Raw genomic sequence first — 18,228 nt, 5'->3', positions numbered from 1 at the left:
ACAATTTTGCTGGCAGCATAAATAGGCTCATCGCTGATCAAGCAAAAACAAACTCCTATATTTTCTGTTTATACAAATAGAGCGGCAATCCATGCAAAAAGTGATTGGTATTTATGGTGCAGGCGGTTTCGGCCGAGAAGTTTTACCCTTGGTTCGCGCGCAATACCCGGATGAGCAACTGTGCTTTATCGTTGACGCAGCAGAAGAAAAACACGTCAACGGCTGCCCGGTCTACACCTTCCAAGAATACGTGGACCTGCCCCACACCGGGAAGTCTGTGATCATTGCCATTGGCAGCAGCACCGCACGTGAAGCGCTCGAAGCCAAGTGCAGGCAAGAGCACCTGGGCATCGCGTCGGTAACAGCATCCAGCTCAATCATTTTAGATTCGGTCGAGGTGGGCGAAGGCGCAGTACTCTGCCACTTCACCCACCTGACCTCCAATATAAAAATAGGCAAGCAATTCCACGCCAACATTTATAGCTACGTGGCGCATGATTGTGTCATCGGCGATTACGTCACCTTTGCCCCAAACGTTCATTGCAATGGCCATGTGCACATCGAAGATCATGCCTATATCGGCACAGGGGCAATCATCAAGCCGGGCACCTCAAGCAAACCGCTGGTTATTGGCAAAGGCGCAGTTGTTGGCATGGGTGCGGTTGTGACCAAGAGCGTGGCCGCTGGGGTAACCGTAGTGGGCAATCCCGCCAAACCCTTGCTGTGAACCACCTGAAGCGCTTGATGCGAGCGCTTCCAGAAGCTGCTGGGCAAGCGTCTGGCTTCAAGCAAGATCTGCGGGTCGTAGCCATGCTCGCCGGCGCAAGCCTCGCCTTTGGACAAACGCGTTGATAAGGACCGCTACATCTGTGCAAAACCGGGGCATGGTGTTGAGTCCTAGCAGAGGGCTGTGGCTCACGCGCCTGTAGTAGCCGGTACGCGGCCCGGGATGCCCATTGTGATCAGTACCAGCACAGCGGTAGCGAAACGGTATCGGCAACGAAGGTGAACGGCAAATCCAGGAGCACAAGCGGACCAATAAACTGTGCGAGCTGATATTCAACCTCAAGCCCCTCATAGCAGTCATACGAACCATGGGAAACTGCTGCAGTCCAGGCACAGCCACCCACTTGTGAGATGGCCAATATCAACATGAGCTTCTGTAGCATGTAATGTCCTTATTACCTTTCCGTTGTCTGTCCTATAGACGCTATCGTGAAAAGTTAGTCACCTACCTCACCCTGCGCGCCCAACGGCAACCAGCGATCCAGACTGCTCGGGTTGAGACAATCTCAAACATAGGGCAATCTTTCAGAGACGCATGCCCAGAAAAGGAGTTCTCAGATGGCATTTTCACCGAGGGAGCGAACCGCACTGCTCGCGCTCAAGGGCGTAGGCCCAACCGTTATCACCCGCCTCGAGCAAATGGGTATTGAATCGCTGGCAGAGCTCGGCAAAGCGGACGTCAGTGACATCCTGGCTCACGCATCAGCCGCACTAGGCTCGACCTGCTGGAAGAACAGCCCTCAAGCCCGAGCAGCCATTACCGCCGCCGTTGACCTGGCGAGAAGCACTCCAGAACACTCGCTCGCCGGCTAGCGTGGCTCAATCATCTGCGCAGGTGCCAACCAGCACCTTTCCAATGGTGGCCGGATAACGTTCAGACGGGGTTACCGGCGGTATAAAAAGGCAACGCATGGACCTGCAATTCAAGCGACTCAGTGAAATCAGCAGCGCCGATATCATCGAGCTCAACAACAACCCCGATGTCTTGCGCCACATGCCCTTGGGCCGCCCTGACTTTGACGAAGCCAAATGCTCAGCGTGGGTCGCCGAAAAAGAGTCACAGTGGCTGCTCAATGGATATGGCCCATGGGCTTTTTGGGTGAATCAGAAATTTGCCGGCTGGGGCGGTTTGCAGCAAGAACAAGGTGATGCAGACCTGGCCCTGGTTTTACACCCGGACTACTGGGGCTTGGGCAAGGCAATTTTTGATGAGATCGTTCGGCGAGCCTTTCAGGAGATGGGACTGGGGTCGGTCACTGTCTTGCTTGCGCCAAGCAGAACACGCATCAAGGGTATTCTTCGAATAGGCTTTCGCCGTGATGGAGAGGTCGAGGTCGACGGCATACGCTTCGCTCGCTACCGGCTGCTTGCGAGCACTCGCGCTTGCATCCAACGACGGTAACGGGTGATTTTCTGCGGCTGTTTGCCTATGGCTTTTCTCTCCCGTGCAGGGCTCGCCCCCGTGCAAACGGCCATAGAATTTGCAGCTGTCGACGCCAAGCGCCAACAGGTCAGTGAGCAGATCGCAACGTTACAGGCGCTGGACCGTCACCTGGTCGAACTCAAAGCCGAGATGAACGCGCTGTTCGGCCAGCAAACCCAGGCCTGTCCTCGTACGGCTGGATCGCTCGCCTGCCAAGATAGCTGAACGCCGACCTCAGGCTATCCTCCGCAGAGCGCGGGCTGAAGCCCAGTTCCCGGCGCGCCTTGGCGATGCTGTACTCCTGGCGCACGTCATGGAACAGGCGTACCTGGCTCAGCAGCAACTGCGCCGGCCTGCCGGTCAGGCTCGCTATCCGCTCCTGTACCCAGGCGACACACATCAGCAACCAGCGCGGTGCTCGCGGTGGCTGGCGATACCCCGGCACCCGTGCATTGGCCGCCTCCAGCAGATCGGCCAGTGACGAGGAGCGCTCGTTCGCGAGGATGTAGCGCTGCCCTGCCCGGCCCTTTTGCGCCGCCAGAATCAAGCCCTGGGCGACGTCACGCACATCGACGAAATTGAAGTGAAACCCCGGGTCCAGTGGCATCTGATGTTGGCGCACGGATTCGAGAAAGCTCATGGTGTCGGTCAGTTGCGTCGCATTGGGCCCGATCATGGCCGAGGGCAAGACCGAGACCATCCACAGGTCCAGCTCCCGCGCAGTCTGCCAGGCCATTCGCTCGGCGAGGATCTTCGACTTGTAGTAAGCGTTTTCGGTCTCGTCGTTCCAGGTGTCTTCATCCAGCGGTTGACCATCATGCCCGATCGCGGCCACCGAGCTGACGTACACGACCCGTTTCACGCCCGCGCGAGACGCGGCCTGCAACGCATTGCGCGTACCCCGCACATTAGGTTCGACGATCTCGGCTTCTGGCCGCCTGGCCCAATGCCTGAACACCGCCGCCACCTGGAACAGTACCTCGACCCCTGCCATCGCCTTGAGCAGGGACGGTTCATCCTGCAATTCGGCATAGACGAGCTCGCAATCCAGCCCGTCAAAGGGCTCGGTCCTTGTCGTATCGCGCACGCCGGCCCGCACACGGTAGCCCTGATCGAGCAACGCCCTGACCAGGGTATTCCCCAGATGCCCATTGGCGCCTGTCACCAGACACAACTTGCTCACAGAACCTCCTTGTGACAGAACCCTGCCGCGTTTAATCGCCACAGCTTAAAGTCTGTCCCTAGGGGCATAGTCAAGCGGATACTGGGCAGTAGTTCTGATTTCACACTTCGAGCGGGAAACAGCGTCGTCAGGTGATTCGCCAATGCCTGCCCGACCACGGCCATCCAAGAGCACGATTGCCGTCAGCGTCCCCCGCCGATCAGAACGTGTAGGCCACTCCTGCCTGCACCGTGCGCGGAGCTCCAGGGTAGACATAGCTATTGAAGGCCCCTTCGTCATACCCCTTGTTGAACACGTTCTTCACGTCCAGGTTCAGGCGCACGTGCTCGTTGACCTTGTAGAAGCTCAGCAGGTCCACCACGCTGTAGCGTTCCATGGTGTAGGTCAGCGCTTCGGTTTGGCCACTGCGATCGTCCACGTACTTGACCCCCACCCCCAGGCCCAGGCCCTTGGCCAAACCGTCCTGGAACTCGTAGGTGTTGAGCAGGCTGAAGCTGTTGCGCGGGATATTGGCCAGGCGTGTGCCGGTGGGCAGGCGATTGTCCTTGGTCACCTCGGCATCGACGTAGGCGTAGCCGCCGATCATCCGCCATTCAGGGGTGATGTTGCCCGCCACGTTGATGTCCAGGCCACGGCTGCGCACCTCGCCGGCCGCCAGGCTGTAGTCGGTGTTCAGCGGGTCGCGGGTGAGCACGTTTTCCTTGACGATGTGGTACACCGCGGCATCGACACTCAGTTGCCGATCCAGCGCCTCCCACTTCACGCCCAGCTCATAGGACTTGCCTTTCTCCGGGTCGAAACCACCGCCGCCGGCCGGCGTGCCGGTGTTGGGTTTGAACGAGCGGGCGGTGTTGGCATAGACCGCGACCGTGTCGGTCAGGTCGTAAAGCAGGCCAAAGCGCGGGGTGACGCCGTTCTGCCCTTTGCTGAAATCGCGGCTGTTGACGAGCTTGTCGTCATAGTCGTGCTCGAAGCGTTCAAAACGCACCCCGGCGAGGGCCTTGAGGCGCTCGGTCAGGGCCACCTGGTCCTGGATGAAGAAGGCCCAGGTCTGCAGGTTCTCCTTGTTCCAGGTGGTGATGGGGATCAGCGCCGGGCGCGCCTGGCCAAGTACCGGGTTGTAGATGTCGATCGGGTAGGCCGCCGAGGAGCGCTGGATGATCGAGTTGTAGTCGTAGTCCTCGTACTCGACGCCGGTCAGTAGCGTATGGGCGAAGCCGCCCGTGTCGAAATGACCGGTAAGGTTGAGCTGCCAGTCGCGGTCGCTCCACTCCAGCTTGCGGTAGTTGAAGTTGCGTTGCAGGGTGCGGCCGTCGGCCGGTGCGCCGTTGGCCTCCACGGCGTTGCCCTTGAGCGAGCCGTCGAGGAACTGGAAACCACCGCCCAGGGTCCAGTTGTCGTTGAGCAGGTGCTCGAAACGCACCTGGGCCATGTTGTTGTCGTTGTGCAGCAGGTTGTCGCTGCCTTTCTCCCAGATGTAGGTGTCGCGGGAGGCGCTGCCGGTCTGGGTGTTGTAGCGGGTCAGGCCGCGGTCGAGTGGGTGATTGTTGCGCATGAAATCGCCCTCGAAAACGATCTTCGTGCTGTCGTTGACCTGCCAGCTGATCACCGGTGCCACGTCGTAGCGTTCACTCTCGACATCGTCACGGAAGCTTTCACCGCCCTCACCGAGCACGTTCAGGCGGTAGGCGAGGCTACCGTCCTGGCTCAGCGGGCCCGTGGCGTCCAGGGTGGCGCGGTGCATGCCCTGGTCGTCGAACTGGCTGCCCAGGGTGACCTTCGATTCGGGCAGCGGTTGCTTGCTGACCACGTTGAAGGTACCGCCGGGGTCACCGCGGCCATAGAGGCTGGTGGCCGGGCCGCGCAGCACTTCCAGGCGCTCGACGGTGTTGGCGTCGGGGGCGTTGGGGTAGCCGCGGTTGATCGGGAAACCGTTGCGGTAGAACTCGCCGGTGGTGAAACCGCGTACGGTGAAAGTGGTCAGGCCCTGGCCGCCGAAGTTGTTGGCGCGGCCGACGCCGCCGGCATAGTCGAGGCCATCCTGCAGGCGGGTGGCGCCGGTGTCCTCCAGGACATCCTTGGGCACCACGCTGACCGACTGCGGGGTTTCGTGCAGGGCAGTGTCAGTGCGTGTCGCACTGGCCGAACGGTTGGCTTTATAGCCCTCTACAGGCCCATCGGCACGCTCGTAATCGATCGCGTCAGCATTGATGCTGACTGCTTCTAGCTGAATGTTACCCGCCGCAAGAGGCGGTTCTGAGGCCCATACGAGTGAAGGCGCAGCGTGGAGCAGACACAGCGAGACGATCGTGCGACGCATCGATTGCGGTTCCAGAACAGGGAAGAACGGACAGTGAGGGTGAGGCGCGGCGATGGTATATGGTAACAATTCGTATTAGCAATAATTTTCTGCAATCCCCCTCCCCTGGCGAGTCTCCTCAGCGGAATGAACGTCCGGGTTCACGCCACCTTTACGCCATCGAATCCGGTAAGCGTATTGGCCGGGCGCTTACCCCATCGTCAACTGTCTCCCGGTACAGGCCATTTCGACCGGTTCTGCCTGTAGCTCTGGCTCCCAGAAATCTTCCCATGTACTTTTAGCCATGGGAGTGGCGCCCCATCTGATCTCCTCGAGTGTTCGCCCGAGCGTCGGCCCCACCCGTGAGGCCATCGTACAAGTCGCCGCAGGACGAAAGACAGAGGCGATAAAACGGGCAAGACGCCCGCTACCTGCCTGAACGATATGTAAGGATCATGGATGATTGAGGTGAAGGATGTATCGCCCCCAGTTGGGCGAAAAGGGCAATACCAGGCCGAAGCATTACTGGTGTTCGTGGCCTTGGGATGGGGCCTGGGTTTTCCGCTGATGAAAGAAGCGGTGACCGGCAACCCGGTCCTGGTAATCCTCTGGCTGCGTTTCGCGCTTGCCGCACTGGTGGTGCTACCTTTCGCCTGGCGCAGCCTGAGCCAACTTAACCGTGCCGGGTTCAGCGCCGGCGTACTGCTCGGCACGCTGTTGTTCTGCTCATTCTTTTTGCTGATCTACGGCTTGCAGTACACCACGGCGGTCAACACCGGCTTTCTTGCCGGGCTATGCGTAATCTGGGTACCGCTGCTGGCAGGCCCACTGTTCAAAGTACCTACCGGTACCGGCACCAAGATCGGCGCGGTGCTAGCCCTTGCGGGGATCTTCGTGATGTCCGGTGCCGACGTGCAACAACTGCACAAAGGCGACCTGCTGGTGGTGTTTGGCTCGATATTCACGGCGTTGCACATCCTGGCCCTTGACCGGCTCGGTCACAAGGCTGGCAGCGCGGCTCTGGCCTTCATCCAGATCGCTACCATGGCCATTCTGGGCCTGCTGTGCAGTGTGTTTATGGTGGGTCAGGTATTGCCGACGCATCTGGATGCAAGTGTTGTTCGAGCGGTGGTGATCACCGCCGTATTGGCGACAGCATTTGCGTTCTGGGTCCAGACTCGCTTTCAACAACGGACAACCCCGGCACGAGCGACCTTCATCTATAACCTTGAACCGGTGTTCGCTGCGGTATTCGCAACACTGATTCTCAACGAGTCGTTGAGCCCGACGGTCTTTCTCGGCGGTGCAATCATTGTGCTGGGTATTGCCCTGTCGGAGTACTGGCCGGCCCTTCGCGGATATTGGCGCAGGCAAGCCGCGTCCTGACCGGGCGCACACCAGGAGACACAGAAGGAACGATGACCGCCTGAACGCCAGAGACGTGCAGGTGGTGACCGCACGGCGGCGATGATCCGTAGCGTATTTCTTTCCCAGGAAGGATCAAATGGCAGACAAAGTACACGACTACGAAGTTCAGGTAACTTGGATGGGTAATGAGGGCACAGGAACGTCAATTTACCTCGGTTGTTTTGAGGCCGAAGGTAATCTTGGCGTCGGGGTCTGACATCGAAAAAGCTAAGGCACTTCACCGGATCGCACACGAAAAATGCTTCATTGCCCGTTCGGTTAACTTCCCCGTCAGTCATGAACCCGAAATATCGATAAGCCTGGATAGCTAACGTAACTAGAAATGCTGCTCACGTAGATGGGCACCATTTCTGTTTCGCGCAGCTACCAACGGCAGCCCCACCCACTAGCGGCAGCACGGGCCATGTCAGGCGACGGGGCAAGTGGCGAGCCGACCAGCGTCATCACCAGGCCGATGGTCGCCGACGCCCATATATGGACGGCCAGCAGATAGAGCTGCCAGGTAAAGTCCTGGTCCGTCGCGAACGTCGGCGAGGAAGACGCTCAGCCAACAGCCAGACGATTGCGCCCAGCCGCTTTGGCGATGTAGAGCGCCTGGTCTGCTTTATCGAGCAACGATTGCCATTGATCCAGGTTCGCTCCCGGCATGGAGGAGAGGCCGATGCTCACGGTAACATGCCCAAAGGGACTGCTTTCGTGAACGATATTTTGTCCGTTCAATCGATCAAGCATCAGCTGTGCAACCACCGTCGCCCCTGCGATGTCGGTATTGGGCAGGATCACAGCCATTTCCTCGCCACCGTAGCGGGCCAGCAGATCGGTTGGCCGCCGGACACATTCTGCAAGCACACTACCAACCTCCCTCAGGCACGCATCACCCGCAAGATGACCATAGGTGTCGTTGTACAGCTTGAAATGGTCGATATCGATTATGAGTAATGCCAGGAGGGTCTCATCCCGCTGGGCTCGATGTACTTCCATGGCCAGCGTCTCGTCGAAGCAGCGCCGGTTCGCCAGACCGGTCAGCGCATCGTTCATTGCCAATCGCTCGAGCTGCTGGTTGGTCTCGAGTAGTTGCTGCTGCGCCACCAGCAACGCCCCTTCTATCTCGATCCTGCGTCGGATATCGCGGATCAGCATCCACCCGATGATTCCGGTGACCCCAAGCAGGCCCGACACCGCCAACAGCGACAACACCGCTTCGAGCTTCCAGGACGCCAGTGCCTCGCGCTTGCCCAACGCGACAGTGGTCACCAGCGGGAGCCTATCGCTTTTGCGAAAAGCGTAAAGCCGCTCCACCCCGTCCAGGCTGGAGGTGAATGAAGCCGTTCCCACCGTTTTATCGACCAGGTACTTGGCGTAGATCGGAGACGTTGAAAAATTGCGTCCCATGTCCTGCTCGCGAAACGGATAGCGCACCAGCATCGAACCGTCGGTGTAAGACAAACCGATTGCGCCTTCCTGCCCTAAATCGATCTTGCCGAAGAGCCGTAGAAAATTTTCGATCCCCAGGGTAACCGCCACCACTCCAGCAAAATTGCCCTGTGCGTCATTGAATCGACGGCTGATGGTGATCACCCATTCCTGGTTGGATCGGCTGCGGATTGGCAGGCCGATAAAGGGCTCGCGGGAAGGATCGTTGAGGTGATGAATGAAGTAAGCCCGGTCGCTGCTATTGGCGCCTGCCGGAATCGTGCGGTTGGATGACATCAACCACCGGCCTTGCTTGTCATAGATGGTGACGCCGCTCATCTGTGGCATCAGCGGCTGCTGACGGCTAACGAGCAGACTCAGGCGATCGATCTGCGCGGGGTCGCTGCCTTCCGTCTCCAGACGCTCGACCAGGCCAAGCAGCAAAAGCGAGCTCTGCCTGACGATGCCGTCAGCATAGGTGGCGAGCGCCTGAGTCAGGTTCAGTCCATGAATGTTGATTTCTTCCAGTGCTCGTTCTCGCGAGGCCACCACTTTCCACAAGGTCAGCGATGCCAAGGAACAGCCAATCACCAGTAGCAAAAGAATAACGAGGTGGATATCACGCTTCACGTCAGTACCTGATGGAGAGTCCGGATTCTCGCGCGGGCTGTCTAGGGCCGCAGCAGAAGGCAATTCCTGGCCTTGGCCAACAATACAAGGAGTGCAACGAAAGCGCAGCAGGGAAAGGCTGGTGGCATGTTTTGTCCATCGTGATCATTTCGCTTTTGGTGAGGATCAAAAGAAACCCGGTCGCCAAGCCGGGGTCTTCATTGGCCGCCATTCGTCCAATGCGCGGCACTCCTCACGGCTTTAGCATCTCTGAATGTTAAGCGTGGATGTCCCGCGCATCAGAACGGAGAGCCCGCATGGAAAGTGACGAGAATGCACCTGGTAACAGGTCGAAGCAGAACGTAACCCGAACAACCACTAACGAAACCGGCCATGATTCCCGGCGTGATGAGCCTGAGGTCCCTCTGCCGCCGGATGATGAGACACCTGTCGAGCAAGAGCTTTCTGACATGCATACCAACCATTCGCAACCAACCGAGCGTCCGCAAGCAGTCAATAAGGGCCGCACCGATCAGCCTGACGCCGACTCACAGATGAACGATCAGGATGAAAACAAGGAACCCCGCGGCGTACCTGCAAGCGACCCTGAATCGGGCGCCTGAGTCTATTCAAACATTCCGATTGCCCGCTCAGCGCGGGCATTTTCATGGCTCAAATTTACTGCAGCCAGGGTAGCCTTCGGGAGGCCTGGCCCCTGACAAAGCAGTAGTACAATGCTATGGAACAACACCGGCAGCCCGCGCACCTATTGCGCTTGCAAGCTACTCAGGTACTTTTTGCAAAAATCAGATTCTGAAATTCTATCGGCTCGGCCTTCCCAACCCTTATACGGAGCGTCGGGGGTGCCCATTATTTCATCCTTGACCTTGTCAGTCATGGCGGTTAGCTCTGCAGCGCTCTTATTGATACCGTGCGCTCGCATGTACTGCCCGGTTTCGAGGGCAGCGTTGGTAACGACTGATGGGTCGACGTTGCTCCCCATCGAATAGGCCACCGCACAACGGTTAGCTTGGTAGATGTGACCCTCAGGGTTCTCGCAGCCGTGTAAAAACAGAAACGCTGTTGCGATCAGCGCTGAGCAGGTTTTATAAGCCTTCATTTTCCTTCCCTGTAATGATTTTTGGCAGAAGCGTTCTCGGCAGGGGTTATACCGCGTGTTGCAATTGCCGCCGAGCGGATTGAAGGAGGTGGCCGATGGCGAGAACGCACGTTCAATTCATCGAGAAGGCGATCGCAAAGCGGAAATTTCAAGAAGAGGTGGCGCGGAGACACCCTACCGGGTGAAGTCTTTGGGACAATCCTTGGCCTGCCCAGATGCGCGCGAAATCTTGTCACGGTATCTTGCACCCACTAAAAGAATCGACTGCAGCCCGTCCTTTTCAAGCAATAAGGCAGAGCAGCCCAAGTTGCAAGATTCGCTCGATGTAAAGCAGACGTTCTGACCCGTGAACCGATAAAGATTCGCTGGCCAACCCGAGCAATCATACAGCCCCAGCCCGGGGCAGAAATACTCTTCAACCTCTCCGGCAGCGATTATATTGGATCCAATGGCATCCTGGAGGCTCCCTGCAGCAAAAACAGGCATACATGTAAATGTAGAAGCAAGGAGAAAGAGTGATCGTTTCAGCATGTGCAGTTCTCAAGCAGACTTAAATACAACTCTGTTCTTAAGATAGCTAATTTATATTCCAAATCAAATAATATCGATTAACCCTGCCGTGGGGTCCGGCAGCACGGCTCAGCGTTATGCGCTTTCGGATGCGCCCTGGGGAGCCGCTGGTTACTCGCTGACGCGTTACACCGCTACTACGATCGATATCGAATGCAGTCTGTCATCCCGCAGCGCTCGATGAGACGCAGCGCCAAGCCCGGCCTTGCGCCGGGATTGTCATGCCTGCCAATTGCAAAAAGCCCAGCACGGGGCTGGGCTTCGTCGGCGTACTCAAATGGCCTTGGACACGCTGCAGCGAATCGTATCAACGATCGTTCTTGGAAGACGACCTGACCGCGTTGCTCAGCCCTTTAGCATTATGATCACCCGGCGTGGTAGCGGAGATTGCAGTTGACTTGGACAAACCGCGGGTGTCCTTGGAATGAGCAATGCCGGAAGTAGAAGTGCCATGACCATTATCGTCATTGCGGTCGCTACCGTAGCGGTTACCACTCACGCCGTGATCACGTGTCGCCTTACCGGCATGATCGCCGCCAAAACTGGCACCGTTACTTTTACCACCATGGCTGCCATTTCCTGCACCCATGCCGCCACCGTGGCCGCCTCCGTTTCCACCGCCGTGGCCGCCGCCGTGGCCACCACCACCCCCTTCACCCCTTGCGTAAGCTGAGCCGATAGGAGAGAGATCGGCCGGCAACAGCGCCGCCGTCCCCATCACAAATGCACAGGCAAAAACGGCCACCAGGGTTTTCTTCATTTTTTGTACGGCTCCAGAGGTAGGACTAAGTACCTGGTAAGACTGACCACGATCTCTTAAGTTCTTGCCCTGCCGACGAAATGCAGCCACCGCTACTGCGGGCTCGGTCTCGCTTGTGTCTGTGAGGTACAAGATTACCTTTCATCGGCTACCCCATAACTGGTTTCGTAGGCGCTTGTCGAATGAAGGCAAATGGCCATAACCTGTGTGTGGTGGAAGATTCCACTACAAATAAATACACATGGAGTCATGCCTGATGAACGTCGTTTCTCTCGTGATTGCCGCTGTCCTTTCGTTCTCTTCGGTCGCTGCGTTTGCGCACAGTGGTGGTACCGACGCCAAGGGTTGTCACACCAACCACAAAACTGGCGGCTACCACTGCCACTAATCAGCCGCAAAGCCCGGCAGTTGCCGGGCCTCCACCTTGACTCACCCGAGGTGACCGGATCTTCCCTGCAGTCCCAGTGTCGTGCTTGGCTAGAGCTTGCGCAGTATTGCTAGAGACTTGGATGCTAAGCGTAGAAGTACCGGAGCCAATAGGCTTCCCGGCAGGCACTGTTAAAGCTGATGTGGCAAGGGCTAACCGTTTTGTCGAGCGGCTGGCGAACGATTTCGTAGCTAATCCAGCATTCAGCGCAGGCTGCGTCGCCGGGAAAGTTATCCTGCTCCGCGAGCCGTTTGATGAGTGCGCCGTCATCGAAGGCATAGATGTGTTCCTCAGCGCTGACGGTGAACCCCTGGTCGAGCCAGGTTTCTTGATTCGAATGTTCAAGATGCGCGATGCGCGGCGAGGACAACCCCAAGATGGCACTGACGTAGTTGGCGAGGTGATCCAAGTGAGCCATGGGCTATGTCCACAGGTGATTTAGAGCGGCTAGCGAAAGTGCCAAGGGAGAGGTGCAACTTTACTAGCCAGGTTAGCGGCTCGACAAATCTGCGTAAGCATCCGGCGAAGTCCTCGACCCGGATGCTGATGTCACATGCCCTAGATAGTTGCGAGAAGTAAACCGGTGGACCAGTCCTCACACCGAGTACTCATGAGCTGCGGCTGTGGGACGACACGGTTACTCATGTTCAGCGGCCAACATTGATCTGAACTGTAGAACAACCTCTGGCGATAGCCCCGCAGCTTCAAACACTGCGCAGGTGAAGCTAACAGGTGCAGGGCCTGGTGCAGTAATGATCCGGTCTGCAACCATAGCGCCTGTACAGCTGTGATACAGAGCCTCCCCTTTATAATTTGCAGCCTTCTGTTTTAGGAAATCAGCGCTGTTCGAGGTGTGAGGCGTCGTGTTGAGGAGGTCGGCCCTCGCCAGAGCCAGCGTTGCGCCACATATTCCAGCGATTGTCGCCCCCGCGAGTCGGCTAGCGCGAAGAAAGTCTCCAATATCTGGCGCTTCTGCTTGCTCCCAGACCATGCCTCCGACGATGACGACAACATCTGGTTTCCAGTCCAGGCATTGTTCCAAACTGCTATCCACCGTTACGGCCAACCCTCCCTGCGAGAAGAACTGCCCCGGAGCTGGGGCAAAAAAGCGGACGTCGATTCCGTAAAACGGTGATGCGGTGCCTGCAATGAAAGCGTATTCCCAATCAGCAAAACCGGGTGTCAGTACCAAACCTATGCGTGCCATCTGTCAGAGTCCTCCTTGAATCCCGGGAACATAAAGCGGTAACAACCGGATTTCAAGGCTTGTTTTAGGCAGCTCTTTGCCGATCACGTCGTCTTGGCTGCAGGGTCTCAACGCAGATATGCGACGATGTCGCCTGCGAACTTGCTCCGACCAGCGACAGGGAACAGGCCGCGAGCACTGGGCCAGACTGAACGCCCTGCCTCGCTACATGTTCCTGCTGCGCCCTTCTAGGCCCACCAACCTCCGCCGGCTTCAGCACTGGTGACAACTCACCGATATCTACCAACATGCCAGCTATCGGTGAGTTGTCACCGGCACCACTGCGCCTCACAGGGCACTCCGTCGTAGTCACCGTCCATCTCCATGCCTGGGCAATTTTGCAGAAAGTTTTTGGCCTCTTTGCACGAGGAGCATCTGGGAACAATATTTGCGCCCATCGCATTTGAATGGCGGTGAAACAAGCTTCGGAGCAATCGTAACTGAAGAGGCTGCTGTGGGAGGCGATAGCCGGACCTCAGTCAAGGATTGCAATTGAGGGGAAAGCTTCCAAGCCAACAGACCAACAACGAGCGCTACCAAAATCAGTTTCATTTTGATCCACCCGTGATGAGAGGCCGTTTGCATTTGCGCGTTGCCTGCTTTCCAGCGTAACCCACTAATCCACGTTCAGCCTGCCGGTAGGCAGGTGAGAAAGCGGCCACCGTCCACTTCCTCGCTCCCAGTCAGGTTCATTCCGACCCGGGCCATGCCGGTGATTTTCACGTCGAGCAGCTGCGGGAAAACATCGGGGCCTGGCCCTGAACCAAATATCCAGGCGCTGATAGTCGAGCGCCCAAGGCCTGACAATTACCGATCAGCAGCAGAACCGAGCGCCTGATGGAGCCTGTACGACACCAACATAAAGAGCCCCACCTTGAGAACTAGTGGCTAGATGGTTGCTCGCCAACCAGGGGAGGAATGCCGCCCAAGGCCTAGCGCTTGTGGCAAAAATGAGAATCGTCTGATTTCGAATTCGAGGTGGCGTAGGTAGCTTCACCTATCCATTTTGAACTAGTACGAATTAGCAATGAACTTACACAATTCGGAATTAACGCAAAGCAAGCAAGCAAGCAAGCAAGCAAGCAAGCAAGCAAGCAAGCAAGCAAGCAAGCAAGCAAGCAAGCAAGCAAGCAAGCAAGCAAGCAAGCAAGCAAGCAAGCAATTATAAATTAAAACCAACTTTACTTGCAAGTATTCTTATTGCAATTTCTGCTTGTGCGCCTACCGTGCAGCACGAAACTTCTGCAAGCACTCCCCTTCGCGATGAAGCCAACAAACTCAAAGCTGAAAACCCGGATTACCATTGGGAATTTGTTGAGAGGCCAGGCAAGTAATGGCACTCAACAACATAACATGGCTGCTGTTCACCCTATTGCTCTGCGCCAGCACTTCATCAATGGCCGCAATTTGCACACCAGTATCAAATTTCAAGACGCTTATACTAAATAGTTCACTTAGTGATATGAAACTTGATATCCCCCGAGATACACCTGATGGCACCACTGTCTACGAACAGTCTATGGGCAGCGTGGGCGACACAGCCTCATATGACTGCAGCGTCAACACCAATATGGGGCTTATTGCTAATCCGTCCTTCAGCACCCATACCACCAAGGGCTACTTGTTCGCGATGCCCGGGACCGGACTGTCCTGGTACATTAAAAGTGGGGATAAAAACGAGGGCCTGCCCTCCTATGACGACAACGTTGTAACAACAACAGGTAGTCGATATCTCATGGGTGCTACCTATACGCTCGGCTTGGTAAAAACAGGTAATATTCCCACCAATACCAAACCGATCAACGGGCTACTGGCCACCTATAAGAAAGGTGATCTGGAACTTATCAAGTTCTATCTTAACTTAACCATTACCCATCAATCTGCCTCCTGCAAAAGTCCGGACGTGCAGGTCAATATGGGCACTGATCACACCGTCAGCAGCCTTGACACTGCAAACACGCCCAAGGTCGCCTTCAACATTAACCTGATTGACTGCCCAAAGGCGATTAACAAGATCCATTACACGCTCAAAGCCAACACTTCCATTATTGATGCACGAGCGGGAATTGTTGAGTTAAGCGCCGACTCAATCGCTCGCGGGATTGGCCTTCAGCTATTCAACGAAAATAGTCAACCCATTGAACTCGAAAAGAGTCAGGTCTTCACCGACAGCACCGGCAACAGTGGTGGAAACTTCCAGATCCCCCTCAAAGCGGCCTACTACCGAATACCCAATGAATCACTCACACCTGGCACGGCAAACTCGAGTGTGACCTTCATCATGAGCTACCTTTGAAGCCTCCCTCAATGAAGGGTCTCGCTATAACCACTCAGGGCGCGCAGCTGGTATTCGGTGACAGCCTGGTAAAGCGACTCAGCCTCCAGCCGCAGGCGCTCGACTTCCTTTGCCGGTTGACCGGCATCCAGGGCTTCAGGATAGCGGCGCAGCGCATCGATGGCCTGCTGAATCAGCGGCTCGCCGGCCTAGATTACTCCCACCAGGGTCCTCTTCACGCTTTGTCGCTCTGGCCATTTGATCAAAGCAGTATAGGCCATCGGCCATTTCTTCTTAGCTGCAGAGCGCGCCAGATCAATGACGACCGCCAATGTCTGGTTCCGGCCATAAGCAGCCGCTGGACAGAGTAGTAACTAATAGGTAGCGTCGATCTCGTGCACTAAATCTTTACCGCAGCTGAGCTTGGCGTATTAAACGGAGGCGTTGCAATGACAACAATCGATGTGAAATCCCGATTCAAAGCAAAGCTTCTTCGTCCGGCAACGCCTGATAATGATACGTCCTGGGCGTTTGTAGTACTGCCAAAAGACGCGAGTGAACAGCTTCCAAGGCGAGGAAGGACGACTGTTGAAGGCACAATCAATGGGCACCATTTCCAGGCAACCCTTGAGCCGGATGGTCAGCTGAGCCATTGGTTGCAGGTAAGTACAGAATTACTCGAAGCCGCCGGTGCGGCCGTTGGGGATATCGTGACTCTAGCGCTAACCCCTGTGAAGAAGGAGCCCGAGCCCGACATCCCAGCAGATTTTCAGGAGGCACTGGCAGCCTCTCCTGAGGCTCGTACAGTCTGGAACAATACAACGACCATCGCACGAGTAGACTGGATACACTGGATCACTTCAGCCAAGCAACTTAAGACGCGCGCAAAACGAATTGGTAATGCCTGCGATATGCTTGCATCCGGTAAGAAGCAGGTTTGCTGTTTCGACCCGTCCGGCTACTACAGTAAGGCCTTCCGTGCGCCTGAGGCAGAAAATTGTTAAATGGGACATTCCGTTGAATACGCCCAATAATGCATTCAAATCGCTCACCGGGACCGGCTAAAAATGGCCTTTTAGCTTAATTGTCATGAATGTCTGCAGCGGGTTGTGGCTTCAACCGGTGGATGCAACACACTGGATTTTGCGAGGGCTTTGGAAGTTGCAGCAAAACAGTTGCTCGCACTTCAGAAACGGGAACGGTCCTGTGTCGCGAAATGAGGGCGCAGCCCTCGCAGCATTCGATAAGCACACGCGATCAGCCCCGTTCGCGAGCTTCAGCTACGCAATCGATCCCACTGCTGCACCATAAACACCCCCGCACTCCCAAGCCAGGCCAACCACGCGGATGCCACCTGCCAATGGCTGAACACCGCCAGCGGCTGGCCCATGAAGAACACGGTCGCAATCAACGAGAGCAGCAGCGCCATGCCCACCAGCGGCACTCGCAGCAGCGCGGTCAGCCAGCGCGGGGCGCCCCACCTTTTCAGCACAGTGAGGCCGCCCAACAGCAATGCCCCGATGATCAATAGAAACGGAATGCCAATCATGGCCATCGCCGGCTCCACTTCGCCGCCATCCTCGCCAGGCACGTAGAAGCTTGCGAACCAGAGCTCGCGGCACAGCACGTGGGTGAGATAGATCACTGCAATTGGCGCGAGCGGGTAGATCAGCACGCTGATCAGGGGGTTGCGGGTGTTCATGGTAGCCACATCCTTGTGCTTGGGTGCAGTCGACTACGGCAGTGGATAGCTCGGCTTGCAGTCCGGGTCGCGGAACGGTTCATTGCCGTAGGTGAATTCGTTGACCTCGCCGCCAGTGGAATAGGTGACAGCAGGTTTTGGTGTCAGATGCCAGCCATCTCCTTGTGCGTCGCGCTCGACCAGGCTGAAGTACATCATACACTTGCCTGACAGTAGCCGTTTATCCCGGCCGCAGACGCTGGGCAGAGATCAGCCCGACCGGCAACTGCGCCGTAACCGCCAGGCGCTAGCTCGGCCAGTCGGTCACCAGTAGCAACGCCGCCCCCCGCCGTGCGTGTCAGCCGCCACGCTAGCTGTGCGCAAAAACAAGGAGACGCCTCAGGACTTCTACGCCAATGACGCGGTATGGAATGCGGTCTACAAGAAAGCAGTACCGGAACTGAAAGACGCCATGGACTTGGCGTACCTGACGGGCCAGCGCCCCGCGGACGTACTGGTGATGAGAAGGGACGATATCGAGGCGGTTATCTGGTTATGCAGCAGTACAAGACACGCGAGAAGCTGCGCATCATGCTCTCGGTGGACGGCGTAGCTAACAGCCTGGGCAAGCTGATCAAGCAGATGGCCGCACGGAACCAGGAGCACAGTTCCAGCTACTTGATTGTCAGAGCGCGAGGTAAGCGCATGTCTGCACCGACGCGACGTAATCGCTGGGACGAAGCTCGAGTACTGGCCAGATCGACAGCTCTGGAGGAAGGCGACAGTCTCTTGGCACCCCGAATCACACAGTTCCAATTCCGCGATTCCGCCCGAAGGCGGCATCCGAAATCAAGGATATTGAGGACGCCAGCCTGCTGTTGGGACACACCAAGGGCGACATTACAGAGCGCGTCTATCGACGAGTTGGGGCCATCGCCAAGCCTTCAAAGTAGTGAGCGTTTTGGAAGTGATTCCAAAACGAATTGGAAGCGATATTCCCAAGCGTGT

General features: G+C 56.8%; 19 protein-coding genes. 9 read left to right on the top strand and 10 right to left on the bottom strand.

Annotation, left to right across the window (positions count from 1 at the left end; genetic code table 11):
* Positions 1 to 91 precede the first annotated feature (91 nt).
* Positions 92 to 727 carry an acetyltransferase gene (locus BV82_RS10485; RefSeq protein WP_010225484.1) on the top strand — a complete coding sequence of 212 codons (636 nt, stop codon included), beginning with the start codon at positions 92 to 94 and terminating at the stop codon, positions 725 to 727.
* Positions 728 to 962: 235 nt separating this feature from the next.
* Here the strand turns inward: BV82_RS10485 and BV82_RS10480 are convergent, their stop codons facing one another.
* Complete coding sequence (locus BV82_RS10480) at positions 963 to 1,169, bottom strand: YceK/YidQ family lipoprotein (RefSeq protein ID WP_010225486.1); 207 nt, start codon at positions 1,167 to 1,169, stop codon at positions 963 to 965.
* Positions 1,170 to 1,344: 175 nt separating this feature from the next.
* Here BV82_RS10480 and BV82_RS10475 point away from each other — a divergent pair, with 175 nt between their 5' ends.
* Positions 1,345 to 1,599: a hypothetical protein gene (locus BV82_RS10475; RefSeq protein ID WP_010225488.1), complete on the top strand. Its 255-nt coding sequence runs from the start codon at positions 1,345 to 1,347 to the stop codon at positions 1,597 to 1,599.
* Between the two features lie 97 nt (positions 1,600 to 1,696).
* Positions 1,697 to 2,188 (top strand): GNAT family N-acetyltransferase, encoded by a 492-nt coding sequence (locus BV82_RS10470; RefSeq protein WP_036994619.1) that lies wholly within the window; start codon positions 1,697 to 1,699, stop codon positions 2,186 to 2,188.
* A 160-nt stretch (positions 2,189 to 2,348) separates the two neighbouring features.
* Here the strand turns inward: BV82_RS10470 and BV82_RS10465 are convergent, their stop codons facing one another.
* Positions 2,349 to 3,392, bottom strand: coding sequence for an NAD-dependent epimerase/dehydratase family protein (locus BV82_RS10465; protein ID WP_081839636.1), 1,044 nt, complete (start codon positions 3,390 to 3,392; stop codon positions 2,349 to 2,351).
* A 199-nt stretch (positions 3,393 to 3,591) separates the two neighbouring features.
* Positions 3,592 to 5,712 carry a TonB-dependent siderophore receptor gene (locus BV82_RS10460; RefSeq protein WP_036994618.1) on the bottom strand — a complete coding sequence of 707 codons (2,121 nt, stop codon included), beginning with the start codon at positions 5,710 to 5,712 and terminating at the stop codon, positions 3,592 to 3,594.
* A gap of 438 nt (positions 5,713 to 6,150) precedes the next feature.
* Here BV82_RS10460 and BV82_RS10455 point away from each other — a divergent pair, with 438 nt between their 5' ends.
* On the top strand, positions 6,151 to 7,077 hold the full coding sequence (locus BV82_RS10455; RefSeq protein WP_051636735.1) for a DMT family transporter: 927 nt from the start codon (positions 6,151 to 6,153) through the stop codon (positions 7,075 to 7,077).
* A gap of 585 nt (positions 7,078 to 7,662) precedes the next feature.
* Here BV82_RS10455 and BV82_RS10445 read toward each other — a convergent pair.
* Positions 7,663 to 9,162, bottom strand: coding sequence for a sensor domain-containing diguanylate cyclase (locus BV82_RS10445; protein ID WP_036994616.1), 1,500 nt, complete (start codon positions 9,160 to 9,162; stop codon positions 7,663 to 7,665).
* A 296-nt stretch (positions 9,163 to 9,458) separates the two neighbouring features.
* On the opposite strand from BV82_RS10445, the gene BV82_RS10440 reads away from it, so the two are divergent.
* Entirely contained in the window at positions 9,459 to 9,764 is a 306-nt protein-coding gene (locus tag BV82_RS10440; RefSeq protein ID WP_036994615.1) for a hypothetical protein, read from the top strand.
* Between the two features lie 143 nt (positions 9,765 to 9,907).
* Here the strand turns inward: BV82_RS10440 and BV82_RS10435 are convergent, their stop codons facing one another.
* Positions 9,908 to 10,261, bottom strand: a complete 354-nt coding sequence (locus BV82_RS10435) for a hypothetical protein (protein ID WP_036994614.1) — start codon at positions 10,259 to 10,261, stop codon at positions 9,908 to 9,910.
* An 877-nt stretch (positions 10,262 to 11,138) separates the two neighbouring features.
* Entirely contained in the window at positions 11,139 to 11,591 is a 453-nt protein-coding gene (locus BV82_RS10430; RefSeq protein WP_081492838.1) for a hypothetical protein, read from the bottom strand.
* A 241-nt stretch (positions 11,592 to 11,832) separates the two neighbouring features.
* Here BV82_RS10430 and BV82_RS26715 point away from each other — a divergent pair, with 241 nt between their 5' ends.
* Positions 11,833 to 11,979 (top strand): YHYH domain-containing protein, encoded by a 147-nt coding sequence (locus BV82_RS26715; protein ID WP_349628569.1) that lies wholly within the window; start codon positions 11,833 to 11,835, stop codon positions 11,977 to 11,979.
* Positions 11,980 to 12,103: 124 nt separating this feature from the next.
* Here BV82_RS26715 and BV82_RS10420 read toward each other — a convergent pair whose 3' ends face one another.
* Both BV82_RS10420 and BV82_RS10415 read right to left on the bottom strand, forming a co-directional pair.
* Positions 12,104 to 12,436 carry a hypothetical protein gene (locus BV82_RS10420; RefSeq protein ID WP_051636734.1) on the bottom strand — a complete coding sequence of 111 codons (333 nt, stop codon included), beginning with the start codon at positions 12,434 to 12,436 and terminating at the stop codon, positions 12,104 to 12,106.
* Between the two features lie 219 nt (positions 12,437 to 12,655).
* Positions 12,656 to 13,225, bottom strand: coding sequence for a DJ-1/PfpI family protein (locus BV82_RS10415; protein ID WP_010225504.1), 570 nt, complete (start codon positions 13,223 to 13,225; stop codon positions 12,656 to 12,658).
* 1,066 nt (positions 13,226 to 14,291) lie between these two features.
* On the opposite strand from BV82_RS10415, the gene BV82_RS10405 reads away from it, so the two are divergent.
* From BV82_RS10405 to BV82_RS10395, 3 genes are all read left to right on the top strand, one after another.
* Positions 14,292 to 14,432 carry a hypothetical protein gene (locus BV82_RS10405; protein ID WP_215444974.1) on the top strand — a complete coding sequence of 47 codons (141 nt, stop codon included), beginning with the start codon at positions 14,292 to 14,294 and terminating at the stop codon, positions 14,430 to 14,432.
* Positions 14,433 to 14,597: 165 nt separating this feature from the next.
* Entirely contained in the window at positions 14,598 to 15,560 is a 963-nt protein-coding gene (locus BV82_RS26345; protein ID WP_081492839.1) for a fimbrial protein, read from the top strand.
* 428 nt (positions 15,561 to 15,988) lie between these two features.
* The gene (locus BV82_RS10395) at positions 15,989 to 16,543 is read left to right on the top strand and encodes a YdeI/OmpD-associated family protein (RefSeq protein ID WP_036994611.1); all 555 of its coding nucleotides are present in this window, start codon (positions 15,989 to 15,991) and stop codon (positions 16,541 to 16,543) included.
* 272 nt (positions 16,544 to 16,815) lie between these two features.
* On the opposite strand, the gene BV82_RS10390 is transcribed toward BV82_RS10395, so the two are convergent.
* On the bottom strand, positions 16,816 to 17,241 hold the full coding sequence (locus tag BV82_RS10390; protein ID WP_036994610.1) for a hypothetical protein: 426 nt from the start codon (positions 17,239 to 17,241) through the stop codon (positions 16,816 to 16,818).
* Between the two features lie 33 nt (positions 17,242 to 17,274).
* On the bottom strand, positions 17,275 to 17,439 hold the full coding sequence (locus tag BV82_RS10385) for a hypothetical protein (RefSeq protein ID WP_158491185.1): 165 nt from the start codon (positions 17,437 to 17,439) through the stop codon (positions 17,275 to 17,277).
* Positions 17,440 to 18,228 lie beyond the last annotated feature (789 nt).

The sequence above is a fragment of the Pseudomonas donghuensis genome (genome assembly GCF_000696345.2).
Taxonomy (GTDB): domain Bacteria; phylum Pseudomonadota; class Gammaproteobacteria; order Pseudomonadales; family Pseudomonadaceae; genus Aquipseudomonas; species Aquipseudomonas donghuensis.
The sequence above is the reverse complement of the archived record's forward strand: the minus strand, read 5'-3'. Positions and strand labels throughout refer to the sequence as shown.